This window comes from Streptomyces luteogriseus, assembly GCF_014205055.1.
GTDB lineage: Bacteria > Actinomycetota > Actinomycetes > Streptomycetales > Streptomycetaceae > Streptomyces > Streptomyces luteogriseus.
In genome coordinates this window covers 6,147,722-6,162,964 of record NZ_JACHMS010000001.1, presented here as the reverse complement: position 1 = coordinate 6,162,964, position 15,243 = coordinate 6,147,722, and the positions used below count along the sequence as shown (strand labels likewise).

General features: G+C 70.6%; 13 protein-coding genes. 3 read left to right on the top strand and 10 right to left on the bottom strand.

The annotated features are described in order from the left end of the window. Positions 1 to 6: 6 nt before the first annotated feature. From BJ965_RS27335 to BJ965_RS27325, 3 genes are read right to left on the bottom strand one after another with little or no spacing between them, the layout of a single operon-like run. A complete protein-coding gene (locus BJ965_RS27335) occupies positions 7 to 756 on the bottom strand; it encodes a hypothetical protein (protein ID WP_184911958.1) in 750 nt (249 codons plus the stop codon). After that, entirely contained in the window at positions 743 to 2,308 is a 1,566-nt protein-coding gene (locus BJ965_RS27330) for a vWA domain-containing protein (RefSeq protein WP_184911955.1), read from the bottom strand. The genes BJ965_RS27335 and BJ965_RS27330 overlap by 14 nt, the downstream gene beginning before the upstream one ends. Further along, on the bottom strand, positions 2,305 to 3,552 hold the full coding sequence (locus BJ965_RS27325) for a hypothetical protein (protein WP_376777944.1): 1,248 nt from the start codon (positions 3,550 to 3,552) through the stop codon (positions 2,305 to 2,307). The genes BJ965_RS27330 and BJ965_RS27325 overlap by 4 nt, the downstream gene beginning before the upstream one ends. Positions 3,553 to 3,736: 184 nt before the next feature. Between BJ965_RS27325 and BJ965_RS27320 the strand changes: the two genes are divergently transcribed. Next, positions 3,737 to 4,030, top strand: coding sequence for a hypothetical protein (locus tag BJ965_RS27320; RefSeq protein WP_184911953.1), 294 nt, complete (start codon positions 3,737 to 3,739; stop codon positions 4,028 to 4,030). A 39-nt stretch (positions 4,031 to 4,069) separates the two neighbouring features. Here the strand turns inward: BJ965_RS27320 and BJ965_RS27315 are convergent, their stop codons facing one another. The 4 genes from BJ965_RS27315 to BJ965_RS27300 form a co-directional block, all read right to left on the bottom strand. Then, positions 4,070 to 4,810, bottom strand: coding sequence for a class I SAM-dependent methyltransferase (locus BJ965_RS27315; protein WP_184911950.1), 741 nt, complete (start codon positions 4,808 to 4,810; stop codon positions 4,070 to 4,072). Between the two features lie 106 nt (positions 4,811 to 4,916). Then, positions 4,917 to 5,987: a prenyltransferase gene (locus tag BJ965_RS27310; protein ID WP_184911947.1), complete on the bottom strand. Its 1,071-nt coding sequence runs from the start codon at positions 5,985 to 5,987 to the stop codon at positions 4,917 to 4,919. Continuing rightward, positions 5,984 to 6,733, bottom strand: a complete 750-nt coding sequence (locus BJ965_RS27305) for a class I SAM-dependent methyltransferase (protein ID WP_184911945.1) — start codon at positions 6,731 to 6,733, stop codon at positions 5,984 to 5,986. Before BJ965_RS27305 ends, BJ965_RS27310 begins: the two co-directional genes overlap by 4 nt. Then, a complete protein-coding gene (locus BJ965_RS27300) occupies positions 6,727 to 8,196 on the bottom strand; it encodes a glycosyltransferase family 4 protein (protein WP_184911942.1) in 1,470 nt (489 codons plus the stop codon). The genes BJ965_RS27305 and BJ965_RS27300 overlap by 7 nt, the downstream gene beginning before the upstream one ends. 211 nt (positions 8,197 to 8,407) lie before the next feature. Between BJ965_RS27300 and BJ965_RS27295 the strand changes: the two genes are divergently transcribed. Then, the gene (locus BJ965_RS27295; protein WP_184911939.1) at positions 8,408 to 9,070 is read left to right on the top strand and encodes a TetR family transcriptional regulator; all 663 of its coding nucleotides are present in this window, start codon (positions 8,408 to 8,410) and stop codon (positions 9,068 to 9,070) included. A 2-nt stretch (positions 9,071 to 9,072) separates the two neighbouring features. Here the strand turns inward: BJ965_RS27295 and BJ965_RS27290 are convergent, their stop codons facing one another. After that, positions 9,073 to 9,246 (bottom strand): hypothetical protein, encoded by a 174-nt coding sequence (locus BJ965_RS27290; RefSeq protein WP_184911936.1) that lies wholly within the window; start codon positions 9,244 to 9,246, stop codon positions 9,073 to 9,075. A 1,291-nt stretch (positions 9,247 to 10,537) separates the two neighbouring features. Between BJ965_RS27290 and BJ965_RS27285 the strand changes: the two genes are divergently transcribed. After that, positions 10,538 to 13,585: an NACHT domain-containing protein gene (locus BJ965_RS27285; protein ID WP_184911933.1), complete on the top strand. Its 3,048-nt coding sequence runs from the start codon at positions 10,538 to 10,540 to the stop codon at positions 13,583 to 13,585. Here BJ965_RS27285 and BJ965_RS27280 read toward each other — a convergent pair. Both BJ965_RS27280 and BJ965_RS27275 read right to left on the bottom strand, forming a co-directional pair. Continuing rightward, complete coding sequence (locus BJ965_RS27280; RefSeq protein WP_184911931.1) at positions 13,539 to 13,772, bottom strand: ferredoxin; 234 nt, start codon at positions 13,770 to 13,772, stop codon at positions 13,539 to 13,541. The genes BJ965_RS27285 and BJ965_RS27280 overlap by 47 nt on opposite strands. A 2-nt stretch (positions 13,773 to 13,774) precedes the next feature. After that, positions 13,775 to 15,226, bottom strand: coding sequence for an aldehyde dehydrogenase (locus BJ965_RS27275; RefSeq protein WP_184911929.1), 1,452 nt, complete (start codon positions 15,224 to 15,226; stop codon positions 13,775 to 13,777). Positions 15,227 to 15,243 lie beyond the last annotated feature (17 nt).

Sequence of the window (15,243 nt, the reverse complement as noted above, 5' to 3'; positions counted from 1 at the left end):
GCGGCGTCACCAGAAGATCGCGATCGCCTCCAGCGTCACCTCGCGGGTGTCCTCGCGCCAGCCGGTCATCTTGCCGAGGCAGCGGGCCGTGAAGGAGCCGGCCGGGATCGAGCGGCGCGCGTCCCCGGGGGCCACGACGCGCATGTACACCGGGGGTTGTTCGGCGCCGTACTCGGCCCGCAGGACGAATCCCTCCGCCGCATCCGGCACGCGGGTGAACACCCCTTTGACGGAGACGAACTCACCGATGCGGCTCAGGGTCACCGCGCGGCCGTCCGCGAGGTTGTGGGCGAGGTTCCGGTTCGGGACGACCGTCAGTGTGGTCAGGTCGGCGTGCACGATGGCGTCGGCCCGGTCGAAAGCCTCCATGACGACGCCGATCACGTTGATCGGCTTGTCCTTGCGCACGAACTTGCGGAACGTCTCCTGGCTGACGTCCCGTTTCAGCCGGAACCGGAACAGCCACGTCATCACCCGGCTCCAGAAGCCGACGCTCGTGTCGACCTTCGTCCGCAGCTCGACGGCCTCCTCCAGCGCGGACCGGTAGTTGCCGAGCTCCCACAGGTCCATCACCGCCTGCTCGTCCAGGTACAGGCAGATGCTGTACGCCGACTGCCAGCGCCGCAGGTGCCTGCGCCGCTCCCGGGCATGGCGCGCCAGGACCACCACGAGCACCACCGCGCCGGCGGCCGTCGCCAGCCAGACCGTCATCCACGGCCACCACAGGCTCCACCACAGTGCGTCAGTGACAGCCACGGATCTCCTTGAAAGCCTCGGAAAGGGACGAGTCGGCGGCGTCCACCATCCGTCCGCCCGTTCTCCGCGCCGCGCGCCGCAGCTCACCGGCGTCGGCGTCGCCGAAGTGGACGGGGTAGGTGTGGACGGCGTCGCGCACGGCGGCGGGCAGCGCCCGGTGGCGGCGTACGAACTCCGCATAGGGCAGGCCCGCGTTGTTCTCGCCGTCGGTCATCAGGACGAGCGAGACGGAGCGGTCGGGGTCGGCGGCCAGTGCGCGGGCGGCGGTGCGGTAGCCGTGGTCGAGGGCGGACCATACGGCGGTGGCGTCGCCGTAGCCGCCCCGGGCGACGGTGTCGGCGAGGGCCGTCAGGTCCTTCGGGCCGGTGACGGTGACGGTCTTCTCTCCCAGCACCCGGCCGCCGAACCGGACGACGGTGAGCCGCTCGCCCCGGTGGAAGCGGGTGAACTTGCCGGAGGCCGAGGGGTCCGCGCCGCTGAGCCCGGCGAAGGCCTCGCGCAGGGCGGCCATCCGGGCGCCGCGCATCGAGCCGGAGAAGTCGAGCAGGAAGACCACCTGGCTGGTGGTGCGCCGGTCGGGGTCGCCGTAGTCCGTCAACAGGGTTTCGAGGACGACGGGCCGGTCGGGGTAGAAGAGGGCGTTGCCGACCGGTTCGCGCAACCGTGCCTCCCGGGTGACGGTCGTGTTCACGGGACGGCGCAGCGTGTGCCGCATGATCTGCCGCTGCACCGAGTCGCGCCGCAGCCACTGCGTGACCTTGTCGTACGCGGTGCGCCGGGCCGGGTCCAGCAGGAGCAGCGGGAAGTCCGCCAGGACCGTGCCGTCCACGGGACGGACGATCTCCAGACGGTCGTCGAGGCGGCCGGAGGCGTTGAGGGCGAGCAGATCGGACTCGTACGTGATGAGGGCGTTCGCCTCGTCCTGGTGGTCGGCGTAGGCCTCGACGAGGGCGGGGCCGGTGTCGGCGGTGAGGGTCTGGCCGGAGCGGAAGCCGCGCAGCCGGTCGCAGGAGACGTCCTCGGGGCGCAGCGCGGCTCCGGTGCCGGCCGCGGCGGTGGCGACACCGACAAGGGCGGCGAGTCCGCTGCCGGCGTGCCCCGGGTCGGCCATGCCGAAGCGGACGGTGCCGGTGGCGGCGGCGTCGGCGAGGTCGGCCCAGCTGAGCCGGGAGCCGGGCACTCCGGCGTGAAGCCGTCGCGCCGCGTCCGGCTTCAGGCCGATGACCACGGGGGACGTCATGGTGGGTGTGCGCTGCAGCCCCCGGACCGCGTTCTTGCCGGTGAGACGCAGATAGCTGTCGGAGGACAGCCACGCGAGGTCGTACCGGCCGCGATCCGGGGCCTCGGTCTCGGCGTCGGCCCGGAGGTCGAGGCGCAGGTCGACACCGGTCTCGTCCTTCAACTCGCCCAGCAGCGGCGCGAGTACGGCGAGTTCGGGGCCGGCGAGCACGCGCAGCCGGACCGGGTCGTCACCGCCGCCGCCCGAGCAGGCGGTGAGGAAGCCGGCGACGAGCGCCAGGCAGAGCGCCGGCAGGCTCCAGCCGCGCCTCACCGGCTGCCCGCCCGGTCCTGGCAGTCTCCGACGATCTCGATCATCTTCTCCAGCAGGGGCAGGCTGGGCAGCACCGCCCGGGTGTCGTCGGAGGAGGTGGTGGGCACCGGGATGTGCCGCTCGGTGAGGAAGCGGGCGAGCTCGTCGCCGGTCGCGCCGCCGTCGGCGTTGCGGGCCCGGAAGCCCAACTCCATGGCACGGTGCTGGAGTTCGGGGTCCTTGGTGACGAGTTCGCCGAGCCGGGCACCCTCGCCGGTCAGGGCGACGAGCTGGGGTTCGGTGACGAACCGGGTGGACGGGTAGAGCAGGACGCGCTCGTCGTCGGTCGCGCCCTTCTCGGCCTGGCGCCCGATCTGGTGGGCGAGGAACTGGTGCTCGTAGATCACCGTCACCGGGGCGATGCTCTGCCCGTCGGGTGACAGATACGTCTCGGCCCGTTCGGACGACGGCAGGCCCTGTTCGACGAGGAGCGGCTTGATCTTCCGGGCGAGCCGCTCCGCCTCGGCCTCGTCGTCCGGGGCGTCGTTCCCGTGCTCGACGAACGCCACGAGTCCGAGGTAGGTGCCGGCGGAGTTGGCTTCGCAGATGTCCGAGGTCTGGGCGAGGATCTTGTTGCCGTTGCGGACGCGGTCGTCGCGGTCGATCTCGTCCCAGCGGTAGCCGTTGCCGGGGTCGCGCCGGACGCCCGCCCTCTTGCCCCGGGCCAGGTCGATGAACTTCCGCATGTCGAGGGTGTAGTACATCGGCCTGTCTGCCGGGCCGGGGAGGCGCTTCGCGACGCCTTCCGCCGTGAGCACCTCGGCGTAGTCCCGGTAGGTGGCCAGCACGATGGGGCTGACGAACGGGCGGTACAGCAGCACCGGGCGGTTCGCCCGGGCGCGCTCCCTGCTGATCAGGTCGGCGGCCGGCTGGCCGGAGGGGAAGACGACGTCGTATCCCTCGTAGTCCTGCTTGGCGATCTCACGCGAGCCCATGTTGGTGATGTGCACGCGGAAGCCGTGCTTCATCAGCAGCCGCTCGACGACGGGGTCCTGGAAGAAGTCCCGCTTCGAGGCCATCTTGGCCTCGATGGTGACCACCTGCCGCAGCGGCAGCAGCAGGTTCCCGGAGGCCACGAGCAGGGCCAGCCCGACGACCGGGACGGGCAGCGCCGACGCCAGCGCTCTGCGCAGGCGTCGGCGCGGGGGTCTGGTGACGGTCAGCCGCGGCTCTTCGGTGGCGGGTCTGTTCGCGGGCACCTGCATGCTCCCCCCGTGACACCGGCGTCCTCCCCGAGTGGCCGGGCCAGGATCGTCGGTGATGCGGGTGTACCCCGAACGCCCCTTCGGAGAACGTGGGTTGGCCGTACGGGGAAGCGCGCGGAGGGGGCCGGCGGACACGGCTCACCCGGCCGGGTTTCATTCAGAGTTCAAGGGCAATCCGGAGAGTATGTCCCCTCGTTATCGCAATGGTGCGAATCAGGCCGGCACGATCGTCGCGGTCGTGGCCGACATCATGGCCCTCATCCTGGGTCTCTGGATCCTGATGTACCTGCTGGACGCCAACCCCGGCAACTCGTTCGTCCAGTTCATCCACGACGCGGCCCGCTGGCTCGCCGGCTGGTCGCACGACCTGTTCACGTTCGACGAGGCCTGGGCCCGAGTGGTCTGCGGCTACGGCCTCGCGGCGGTGGTCTACCTGTTCATAGGCCACGCGATAGCCAGTCGCGCCCACCGCCACTGAGAACGCGGTGGGTGCCTGCACGTCTCGGCGCGGCGGAGCTCACGGCTTGTGGGTCACCCAGAGCAGCTCCGCCGGCCAGCGGTGTGCCCAGTCGGGTGGGTCGGTTTCGTTGTAGCCGTTGGGTGTTCCGGGTTCGGGCCGCGGCTCGATGAGGTCGTCGATGACGAGACCCGCGCCGCGCAGGACCCTGACCCAGTCACCGTAGGTGAGCTGATAGCTGGTCGCGCCGTCGCCTTCGGCGATGGTGTTCAGCCCGAAGTAGTCCTGCCGCAGCGTCGTGGTCACGCGGCCGGCGGCTTCGTCGTAGCACGCTTCGAACCATGGGCTGGCGACGTTGAACACCAGGCGCCCGCCGCGGCCCAGGACGCGTGCGGCCTGCGGGACGGCCAGGTGCGGAGGTGCCCAGCTGAGCCCACCGAAGTCGCAGAACACCAGGTCGAAGCTGTCGGCGGCGAAGGGGAGGTGTTCGGCGGCGCCCTGCACCAGCGCGTAGCGGGCCGCTCCCATCGCGCCGGCCGCTGCGGCGAGTTGGGCTTCGGACAGGTCGAGCCCGACCACGACGGCGCCCTCGGCGGCGAGCGCCCTGGACCACTGGCCGGCGCCGCAGCCGAGTTCGAGGACGCGCTTGCCGGTGACGTCGCCCAGGGCGTGCAGGTGCGCGTCGGGGATGGAGTACATGCCCCACAGCCGGGGTGCGGCGCCGATGTGCGGGTCGTGCCGGTGCTGGTAGGCGCTGCTGATCCGGTTCCAGAGCCGCCGGTTGGCGGGGATGCTGTCCACGTGCCGACTCCAGCACTGCCTGCCGGGGGCGGTCAACACGAATACGGCACCCGCCGGTCCTCGCCTCCGCCGGCTCCGGCCCGGCCCGTGATCCGCCGGACGAGCCCTACGCGCAGCAGTCCGACTCGAGCCCGACAGGCAGCTCCGCACCACCGAAGACCTGGCACGTCGCCTCGTGCCCACCCAGCGCGGCCACGGCCAGCAACAGCGATCCCGCGGTCCATGTGGTCAACTCCCGCGGCCAGATGGCGCCGTCGTCGAAGACGTACCCCGTCCAGTACAGCCCGCTGTCCTCGTCCCGCAGGTGCTGGATCGACTGCAGGATCTCCAGCGCCCGGTCGGATTCCCCCATCGCCCACAGTGCGAGCGCGAGTTCGGCCGATTCACCCCCCGTCACCCACGGGTTGGGCACCACGCACCGCACGCCGAGCCCCGGGACGACGAACCGGTCCCAGTCCTCCTCGATCCGGGCCTTGGCCTCCGCGCCGGTCAGCGCACCGCCGAGCACCGGGTAGTACCAGTCCATCGAGTAGCGGTTCTTGTCGAGGAACCGCTCGGGGTGGTGGCGTATGGCGTGCCGCAGCGCACCCGCCGCCAGCTCCCAGTCGGGCTGCGCCTCTTCCCGCTGCTCGGCGATGGCCAGTGCGCAGCGCAGCGCGTGGTGGATGGAGGAGCTGCCCGTCAGCAGCGCGTCCGTCGTCTCCGTACCGTCGTCGTCGCGGCGCCAGCCGATCTGCCCGCCGGGCTGCTGGAGGCGGAGCACGAACTCCACCGCCGCGTACACCGCCGGCCACATCCGGTCCAGGAACGCGTCGTCGCCGGTGGAGAGGTGGTGGTGCCAGACGCCGACGGCTATGTAGGCGACGAAGTTGGTCTCCCGGCCCCGGTCGGTGACCGCGTCGAACTCGCCGTCGGTGTAGGCGGCGTACCAGGAGCCGTCCTCGTTCTGGTGCCTGGCCAGCCACAGGTAGGCCCGCTCGGCGGCCTCGTGCTCACCGGCCGCGTCCAGGGCCATGGCCGCCTCGACGTGGTCCCACGGGTCGAGGTGGTGCCCCCGGAACCACGGGATCGCACCGTCCTCGCGCTGCACGGCGAGGATGCCGGCGACGGTCGCGGCGGCCTCCTCCGCGGTGAGGACCCCGGGCAGGACCAGATGTTCCGTCCGGGGAGTGGTCACTTGGCGTCCGCCCCGGTGTCGGCCAGACGCGGCAGGTGCGGTTTGGTCGCGTACGCCACGAAGCTCTTGCCGATCAGCGGGTTCAGCGCCTGCTCGGCGACGCGGGTGGCCAGCGGCTTCTTCATGATGTCCCAGACGAGCAGCTTGTGGTACGCCCGCACCGGCAGCGCCTTGTCGTTGTCGACGCCGAACGCGCACTTGAGCCACCAGTAGGGCGAGTGCAGGGCGTGGGCGTGGTGCGTGCCGTAGGGCTCCAGGCCGGCCTCGCGGATCTTCTCCAGCAGTTCGTCCGCCTTGTAGATGCGGATGTGGCCGCCCTCGACCTCGTGGTAGGCGTCGGAGAGGCTCCAGCAGACCTTCTCGGGGCCGTAGCGCGGGACGGTGACGGCGATGCGCCCGCCGGGCTTGAGCACGCGCACCATCTCCGCGAGGACGCCCTTGTCGTCCGGGATGTGCTCCATCACCTCGGAGATGATCACGACGTCGAAGGACTCGTCGGGGAAGGGCAGCGCGAGGGCGTCGCCCTCCATCGCCGTGGCGGTGGCGCCGTCGGGGGCCTCGCCGGCTTCCTTCATCGCCGCGAACCACTTCGCGACCTCGCGGATCTCCTCGGCGTTCTGGTCCAGCGCCACGACCTGCGCGCCACGCCGGTAGCACTCGAAGGCGTGCCGCCCGGCACCACAGCCGAGATCCAGGACACGATCACCCGGGGCGAGCGGGAACCGGGAGAAGTCGACGGTCAGCACGTGGCCCTGCTTTCGGAGTTGACGCCTTCTACATCTGCCGGGGCTGCGGAGACAGCACCTGCCGTGCCTGCGGGTACCGCGGGTGCCGTACTCGCGGGGGCCGCGGGGACAGCGCCCGTCGGGAGGGCCGAACGGCCCGAAGGCCTCGGCAGGGCGCGGATGCCGGCCCTGTCGATCGCCTCGCGGTAGCGGGCCACCGTGCCCTCCGCCGCCCTGGCCCAGGTGAAGTGGCGCAGCACCCGCTCCCGCCCGGCCGCGCCGAGGCGGGCTCGCAGGTCCGGGTCGGCCAGCAGGCGGCTCAGGCCGGCGGCCAGCGCGCCCGCGTCGCCGGGCGGTACCGCCAGGCAGGTCTCACCGTCGCGGCCGGCGACCTCGGGTATGGCGCCGCCGGTCGTGGCGAGCAGGGGCGTGCCCGTCGCCATGGCCTCGGCGGCCGGGAGCGAGAAGCCCTCGTAGAGCGACGGCACGCACGCCACCTGCGCCGAGCGCACCAGGTCGACGAGTTCAGCGTCGGAGATGCCCTTGACGAACTCGACGGCGTCGGCGAGGCCGTACCGCTCCATCGCCTGGGCGACGGGCCCTTCGGTGGGCCGCTTGCCGACGACGACGAGATGGGCGCCGGGGTGCTCGGTCCGGACCTTGGCCAGCGCCTCGACGAGGTGCACCAGGCCCTTCAGCGGCACGTCCGCGCTGGACGTCGTCACGATCCGGCCCGGCACCACCGGCACCGACGGATCGGGCGAGAACAGGTCGGTGTCGGCGCCGATGTGGACCACGTGGATGCGGTCCCGCCGGACACCGAGGTGGTCGACGATCTCCTGCTGCGAGGTGCCGGACACGGTGAGCACGGACGGCAGGCGGCGCGCGACGCGCTTCTGCATGCGCGTGAAGGCGTACCAGCGCCGCACCGAGGCACGCCGCTTCCAGCCGTCCGCCGCGTCCAGTTCCAACTGCCGGTCGACGGTGATGGGGTGGTGGATGGTCGTCACCAAGGGTGCGCCGACATCGCCCAGCAGGCCGTAGCCGAGGGTCTGGTTGTCGTGCACGACGTCGAACTCGCCGCGCCGGGCGCGCAGATGGCGGCGGGCGCGCAGGGAGAACGTCAGAGGTTCCGGGAAGCCGCCCGTCCACATCGTGGCGACTTCGAGGGCGTCGATCCAGTCGCGGTACTCGTCACGCCCCGGCGTGCGGAAGGGGTCCGGCTGGCGGTACAGGTCGAGGCTGGGCAGCTCGGTGAGGCTCAGCCCGTCGTAGCCCTCGTCGAGGACGGGATACGGCTGGGAACCGATGACCTCGACCCGGTGGCCGAGGCGGGCCAGTTCACGCGAGAGGTGCCGGACATAGACGCCCTGTCCGCCGCAGAACGGGTTCCCTTTATAGGTGAGGAGCGCGATATTGAGCGGTCGCAAGCCGTCGGCAGCGGGGTCCTCCGGAGCCCCGGCCTCCCTGGCCTCAGCGGTCACTCTGGGCCCCCTTCTCCCTGCACTGTCCCGCGAGATTACGCCGGGACGCTAATCTAGAACAAGTTTCAGACTTGATCGTCCGGAGGCTCTGAATCTACCGGCAGGTAAGGGTGCTGTGAGCAGTGGATCAGGTGATTCACGCCACGACCGGCGCCGTGCCATGCTGTGTGATCACTCGTCCTCACGGACGGTCACGGAACGGGACCGACCCATGCCCGCAGAAGCCAAGGTGAGCGCCAAGGTGAACAAGCCGGCCAAGGTGGAAGCCAGAGCGGCAGCGCCCGCCTCCCCGCCCCTCACGGAGCGGCAGGAGGCCCGCCGCCGCCGCATCCTGCACACGAGTGCCCAGCTGGCCAGCCGGGGCGGCTTCGACGCCGTGCAGATGCGCGAGGTCGCGGAGTCCTCCCAGGTGGCGCTCGGCACGCTGTACCGCTACTTCCCGTCCAAGATCCATCTGCTGGTCGCCACCATGCAGGACCAGTTGGAGCACATGCACGGCACGCTGCGGAAGAAGCCCCCGCAGGGCGAGACGGCCGCCGAGCGGGTCGCGGAGACGCTGATGCGGGCCTTCCGGGCGCTGCAGCGCGAGCCGCATCTGGCGGACGCGATGGTCCGCGCGCTGACGTTCGCCGACCGCAGCGTGAGCCCGGAGGTCGACCAGGTCTCCCGTCAGACGACGGCGATCATCCTCGACGCGATGGGCCAGGAGAACCCGACTCCGGAGCAGCTCTCGGCCGTCCGGGTGATCGAGCACACCTGGCACTCGGCGCTGATCACCTGGCTGTCGGGCCGCGCCTCGATCGCCCAGGTGAAGATCGACATCGAGACGGTGTGCCGCCTGATCGATCTGACGAACCCGGAGGACGGCTCGTAGTTTCACCGGCTCCTCCGACGCCCCCAGCTGCGCAGGGCGCCCAGCAGCTGGGTGAGGACCTTGAGAGCGGCGGTACGACGGGCCGGCCGACGGGACCATACGGCGGGGAGGACGACGCCGACGTAAACGGCGAGGAAGACGACGGCGGCGAACAGAACGGGCAGTTGAAAGGTCACGGCGTTCCTTCCGGAATGGTGGTCGAGGCTTGCGCCATGACCTTCGCCTTCTGGGAGACCGCTTCGGTTGAATCCCGACGAACCTCGAAGTCCACACGTAAGACGCAGGTCAGGCCCTGCGCTTCGGAGAAACCCACCGAAGCGCACCGAAAGGTTGAGGAGTCTCAGCTGCGGCGGGCGGCGATGGAAGGTGCCGGGCAGGGATGTGGCCGAGGCGATCGTGGGGCTGTGCCCTTCCCGCGCCGGTCGACCCGCCTCCGGAGCCCAACCCGATCCCGACGTCCTCCAGGAAGCAGTGCCGGCGGCTTCCCGCAGCGGGATCAATGATCTGATCGAGGGGGACACGCGGCGCACACGTCCGCGCTGACGGACCTCGACGATCGCGACGACAACCACATACCGTCGCGGATCGTCGACGTGACTGCTGCCTTCCGGCCTCTCAGCCCCAACCGTCGATGTCGGCCCAGCGGAAACCGTCTGCTTCCCGCAAGAATCGGCTACTCCGGTTCGGACTCGCCCACTCGTCCCGCCTAACCGGGAGGTGGGCAGCCAGCATCTGGACAGTGATCGACGACGTGCGGTGTGCTGGGGACGACGGCTTGCCAGGACCGGTCCGTGGCCAACTCCCCGACTCGAACCGAACGCCCCGCAGAACCCCCAGGTCAGGCCGTACGCTTCGGAACAGTGCGCCGAATCGCGCCGAAGGGATGGAGAGTTGGCCACACCCACCCCCACCGCGGGTCCCGTCGCGGACTTCTGCTCGGAACTCCAGCGACTTGCGCGCCTAAGCGACGTACCACAGGCAACGATCGCGACGGCGGTCGGGCTGAGCATCAGCTCGGTCTCCGAGCTGCTCAACGGGCGACGGCAGAGGGCTCCACGCTGGGAGGACGTCGAGCGAATCGTGCTGCTGTGCGCCGAGCGATGCGCATCGCGTGGTCGGCGGCCCGAAGGAGTCCGACTGGAAGTGCACTGGTGGCGTGGGCGGTACGCTGAGTTGGAGAGGGCCGTCGCGCGGGCGGGCGCAACACCCGCGCCTGCGGCCCGACGGAATGCCCAGCCGCCCGTGACGTCGGCCCCTCCCGCTTCGGCTCCCTCTCCCTCTCCCTATCTCGACGCAGCCGGCTGTATGGACATGGAGGCGGACCAGGCGGTCAGACTGCTGTCCGAGGGTCGCGTCGATCTGAGATGGCACCTGGGAAACCGTCTCCTCCAACCAACTCCCGGAGAAGAGCCGCAAGTCTATGTCCTGGACGCCCTGCTTCAGGGCTTACCCGAGCGGATCCGAGCCGTGCACGGACTGCTGCGCAGCATCCTGCTCCGGGCCGCCGAAGTGGTGCTCGGCGCGGCGTTGTCCCAGTGCGGGGCGACCCGGCCCGACTCGGCCCGGGGCTTGGTCCGACGCCTGACGGATGAGGTGCTGCGGGGCGGGCTCTCGGGGGATGCTCTCCTTGATCGGATCGTTACGCACGCGGGACACCAGGTGGACGCCGACCGACGGGCTCTCTACGAACACTGCAGCCGCGCGATCGCTCAACTGGTCAACACTTGCCCGGAGTTCGCGCTGACGACAGCCACACCCGGCACGCCCTTGTACGACACGGGAGCCGACAGGGGCGGGATTGGGCTGGCCGGGCTGGAGGCGCTCCTGCTGGAGTGCGCGGGCGGGCAGGAGGCCTACGCTGTGGGCCGCGGCCGGCTGCGCGATCCCATCGCCGCGCTCGACTCGGCCGGTCCCAGGCTCCCGAGCCTGGCGCAGGGGTACGTCAACCCGCGCTTCCGGCTGGCCGACTGGGACAAGCAGAGCGGCCGGGACTCCGGCGTCGCCTCGGACAAGTGGTGGGAGCGACGGGCGTCGTACGACACTATCGAGCACTTCTTCGCCGGGTATCTGCTCGGTCTGCCTGCTCTGCTCTCGCCCCTCGTGGTACTCGGCGACCCCGGCGCCGGCAAGTCGCTGCTGACGAAGCTTCTGACCGCCCGGCTCCCGATCGCCGAATTCCGCCCACTACGGGTGGAGCTTCGCTACACGCCGGCGGAGGCCGACCTCCAGAAGCAGCTGGAGCACGCCCTGTGGCGAGCGACGGGACGGTCGGTCTGCTGGCCGGACTGGTCCGAGGCGGAGCCCGGCGTGATTCCGGTCGTCCTGCTGGACGGGTTCGACGAGCTCCTACAGGCGGGCGCCCAACGACTCGATTCGAACCGGCATTGGGGGTATCTGCGGGAGGTCGAGCGGTTCCAGCGACGCGAGGCGGAGCTCGGCCGCCCGCTGATCGTGATCGTGACGAGCCGCACGGTCGTGGCCGACCATGCGGAGATTCCATACAACAGCCAGGTCCTGCGCCTGGAGCCGTTCGGGGAACCAGAGATCGAACGGTGGCTCGCCATCTGGAACAAGACAAACGCAGACTACTTCGACCGGCACGGCCTGCAGCCCCTGCTCCTGGATGCCGTCCTCCCCCACCGGGACCTCGCGGCCCAGCCCCTGCTGCTGCTCATGCTCGCCTTGTACGACGCCGTCGACAACGCCCAGCACAGGCTGCACGACGAGGACCTCAGCCGGACTCAACTGTACGACCGGCTGCTCACGGAGTTCGTCCGCCGCCAGGCCGAGAAGGATGGCCCGCTGCCTCCGGCCGAGGCGGCCGCCGCCGTCGAACGTGAGCTGCACCGTCTCTCGGTGGTCGCCCTGGGTATGTTCCACCGCGGCGCCCAGGCGATCAGCAGCGAGGAGGCGGACCGGGACTTGAGCGCGCTCAGTCGTGCCACGGCCGGTGGCACCGAGCTGCTGTTCGGGCGGTTCTTCTTCGTGCACGAGGCGCAGGCCGTCGTCGAGGAAGAACGATTGCGCAGCTACGAGTTCATGCATGCCACCTTCGGCGAGCATCTGGCCGCACGGCTCATCGACGGGGCGCTAAGGCGGCTGACCGACGCGCGATCCGCCGCCCCTGGGGCACCCTTGAACGACGGCGAGTTGTATGCGCTGCTGTCCTTCACCCCACTGACCGACCGGGCACAGCTCGTGCAGAACCTCCGGGACAGGCTGCAGGCCTGGTCGGTGGACTCGTCGACCGGCTTGGTACCCCGACTCGTCGGCCTCTTCCGGAATGCGGCGTGGGGCCCCGAGCACCGCGCGGATGTGAGGTATACCCCCGTCCGGCAGACACGGACGTACCGGGACGCGGTCTACGAGGGCAACCTGCTGTTGATCACAGTGCTCGTGGCGGGCAAGGTGTATGCCTCGCAGCTCGTCGACGGCGAGGGCGACTTGATCGGGAACTGGCGACGGCACGCGATGGGGTGGCAGGCGCAGCTGTCGCCGAGCTCCTGGGAACTGCTGACCTCGACGCTCATCATCGACCGCTGTGCGCAGCCCCCGGATCTGCTTATCAGTACGACGTACACGCCACGCGACCACAACGAACTGCGCTGGCCGAAGCGGTTGCCCGACCTCTACGTCAGCAGCGTTGTGGACCTGATCGGACGGGTCATGTTCACGGCCGACGCGGATACGGATCTGCTCCTGCACCACAGCTATCCGCTGTTGTCCCGGTTCCCTCGCGCCGCTGCTCCGGCGAACGACGGTGCCCGGTCCCCGGCCCAACTGCTGCTCGCCCTGCTCATCAAAGACGTGATCCCGCCAATGACTCTGCCGGGTCTGTATGTCAAGTGCCTGGACCAGGCGGTCTCACTGCCGCCTGACGAGGCCGTCCACTACCTCGAGGCAGTACTGCGCCAGCTGGTCCATGACGCTCCAGCAATGCCCGACGAAGACCTGGCCCTCGTCCTGTCCGGTCTGAACAAGGTGGTCATGCAATGCTTGTCGGGCCGTCTCACCCCGGCCTTGACGGAGCTGCTTGTGCCTTGCGTCCGTGGGGCCGTTGAACGCGCAAGCCCCCGTCTGAGAGACGTGCTCGCCTCACTGCGCCCGCACTTCGAGAGTTACGACCTGCGTGGGCTGACGCGCCTGAGCCGCTCTTCCCACACCTGGCGCTGGGCGGGCTTCCCGCACGGTGACGATGCCGCCCGTCACCTCGATGGTCTCCTGGCGGGTCTCAATCTCCAGGAAGCTGCGGCCCGCCGTCCCGCGGCCCTCGTCGACCTCCTCCGTCTCGCGGTCGAACTCGACCTCCACGATTGGCTTTCCGCCCACACCTCCGAGATCCTCGACGCGCTGCCCGCCGAGGCCTTCGGCCTCCTACGCCCCTCGGACCTGCGTCCGTTGCGTGCCGTGCTCCAGAAAGGGGCGTACGAGGCGCAGTTCAGGGAGGTGGAGTGGGTCTGGCGCGGCGCTACTCCTCCGGTGGGAACACCGCCTCCCCGCTGCCCCCCAGCGTGATCGTGATCGCCTCCGTCGGGCAGCTCTCCGCCGCCTCCAGCACCCGTTCGTTCGCGTCCATGTCGGGAGCGGCCGGACGGGACTGGCGGGCGGTGTCCAGGCGGAAGCCGTCCGGCGCGTGGTGGAGGCACTGCGCGGAGCCGATGCACAGGGAGCGGTCGACCTCGACGTGCCAGCGGTCGCCCATCGCTACGCGTCCGCCGGGAGGTGGATCATCTTGTGCTCCAGGTACTCGCCGTACCCCTCGGGCCCGAACTCCCGCCCCAGGCCCGAGTTCTTGTAGCCGCCGAAGGGGCCCAGCATGTCCAGGCTGAAGGTGTTGACGGAGTACGTGCCCGTCCGGACCTGCCGGGCGATGTCGATGCCGTGCTCGACGTCGGCGGTCCAGACGCTGCCGCTCAGCCCGTAGTCGGAGTCGTTGGCGATCTTCACGGCGTCGGACTCGTCGTCGTAGGGCAGCAGGCAGATCACCGGGCCGAAGATCTCCTCGCGGGCGATGCGCATGGAGTTGTCGACGTCGCCGAAGAGGGTCGGCTCGACGTACCAGCCGCGGTCGAGACCGGCCGGGCGTCCGCCGCCGGTGAGGATCTTGGCGCCCTCCTCCTGCCCGATGCGGATGTAGTCGAGGTTGCGCCGCTGCTGCCGACGGGCGACCAACGGTCCCACCTGGGTGGCCGGGTCCAGCGGGTCGCCGACCGTCAGGGCGCCCGCGGCGGCGGCGAGGGCGTGGGCGAACTCGTCGTAGCGGGAGCGCGGCAGGAGGATGCGGGTCTGGGCGACGCAGGCCTGGCCGTTGTTCATCCAGGCCGCGGGGGCGATACCCGCCACGGCCGTCTCCACGTCCGCGTCCGGCAGGACGACGGCCGCGGACTTGCCGCCGAGTTCGAGCGTCACGCGGGTGAGGTTGCGCGCGGCCACCTCCATCACGCGCTTGCCGGCCGCGACCGACCCGGTGAAGGAGACCTTGTCGATGCCGGGGTGCCCGACCAGGTACTCGCTGACGTCCCGGTCCGCGGGCAGGATCGACAACACGCCCTCCGGCAGCCCGGCCTCGCGGGCGATCTCGCCGAGCAGATAGGCGTCGAGCGGCGACTCGGGCGAAGGCTTGAGCACGACCGTGCAGCCGGTGAGCAGTGCGGGGGCGAGCTTGGCGGCGGCGACGAACTGCGGGACGTTCCAGGGGACCACCGCGGCCACCACCCCGACGGGCTCGCGCCGCACGAGGATCCTGCCGAGCACGCCGTCGCGCCGCTCCTCGTGGGTGAAGTTCCGGGCGACCGTGATCGCCGAGTCCCAGACCATCACCGCGCCGAGGGCCTGGGCGAGGACGCTCCAGGAGTAGGGCGAACCGTTCTGGGCGGAGATCACGCGGGCGATCTCGTCGTGCCGGACGGCGATGGCGTCCTTGATCCGGCCCACGACCTCGATCCGCTCGTCGAGGCTCATGCGCGGCCAGGGCCCCTCGTCGAACGCCCGCCGCGCCGCCGCCACGGCCCGGTCCACGTCCGCCGTCGAGGCGTGCGGGACGCGTCCGATGACCTCCTCGGTGTGCGGCGAGATCACCTCGATGACGTCCTGGCCCAGGGGGTCGGTCAACTCCCCGCCGATGAACAGCTGTCCGTGTTCCACGAGCTCGGTCATGGCCGACTGCCTCCCCG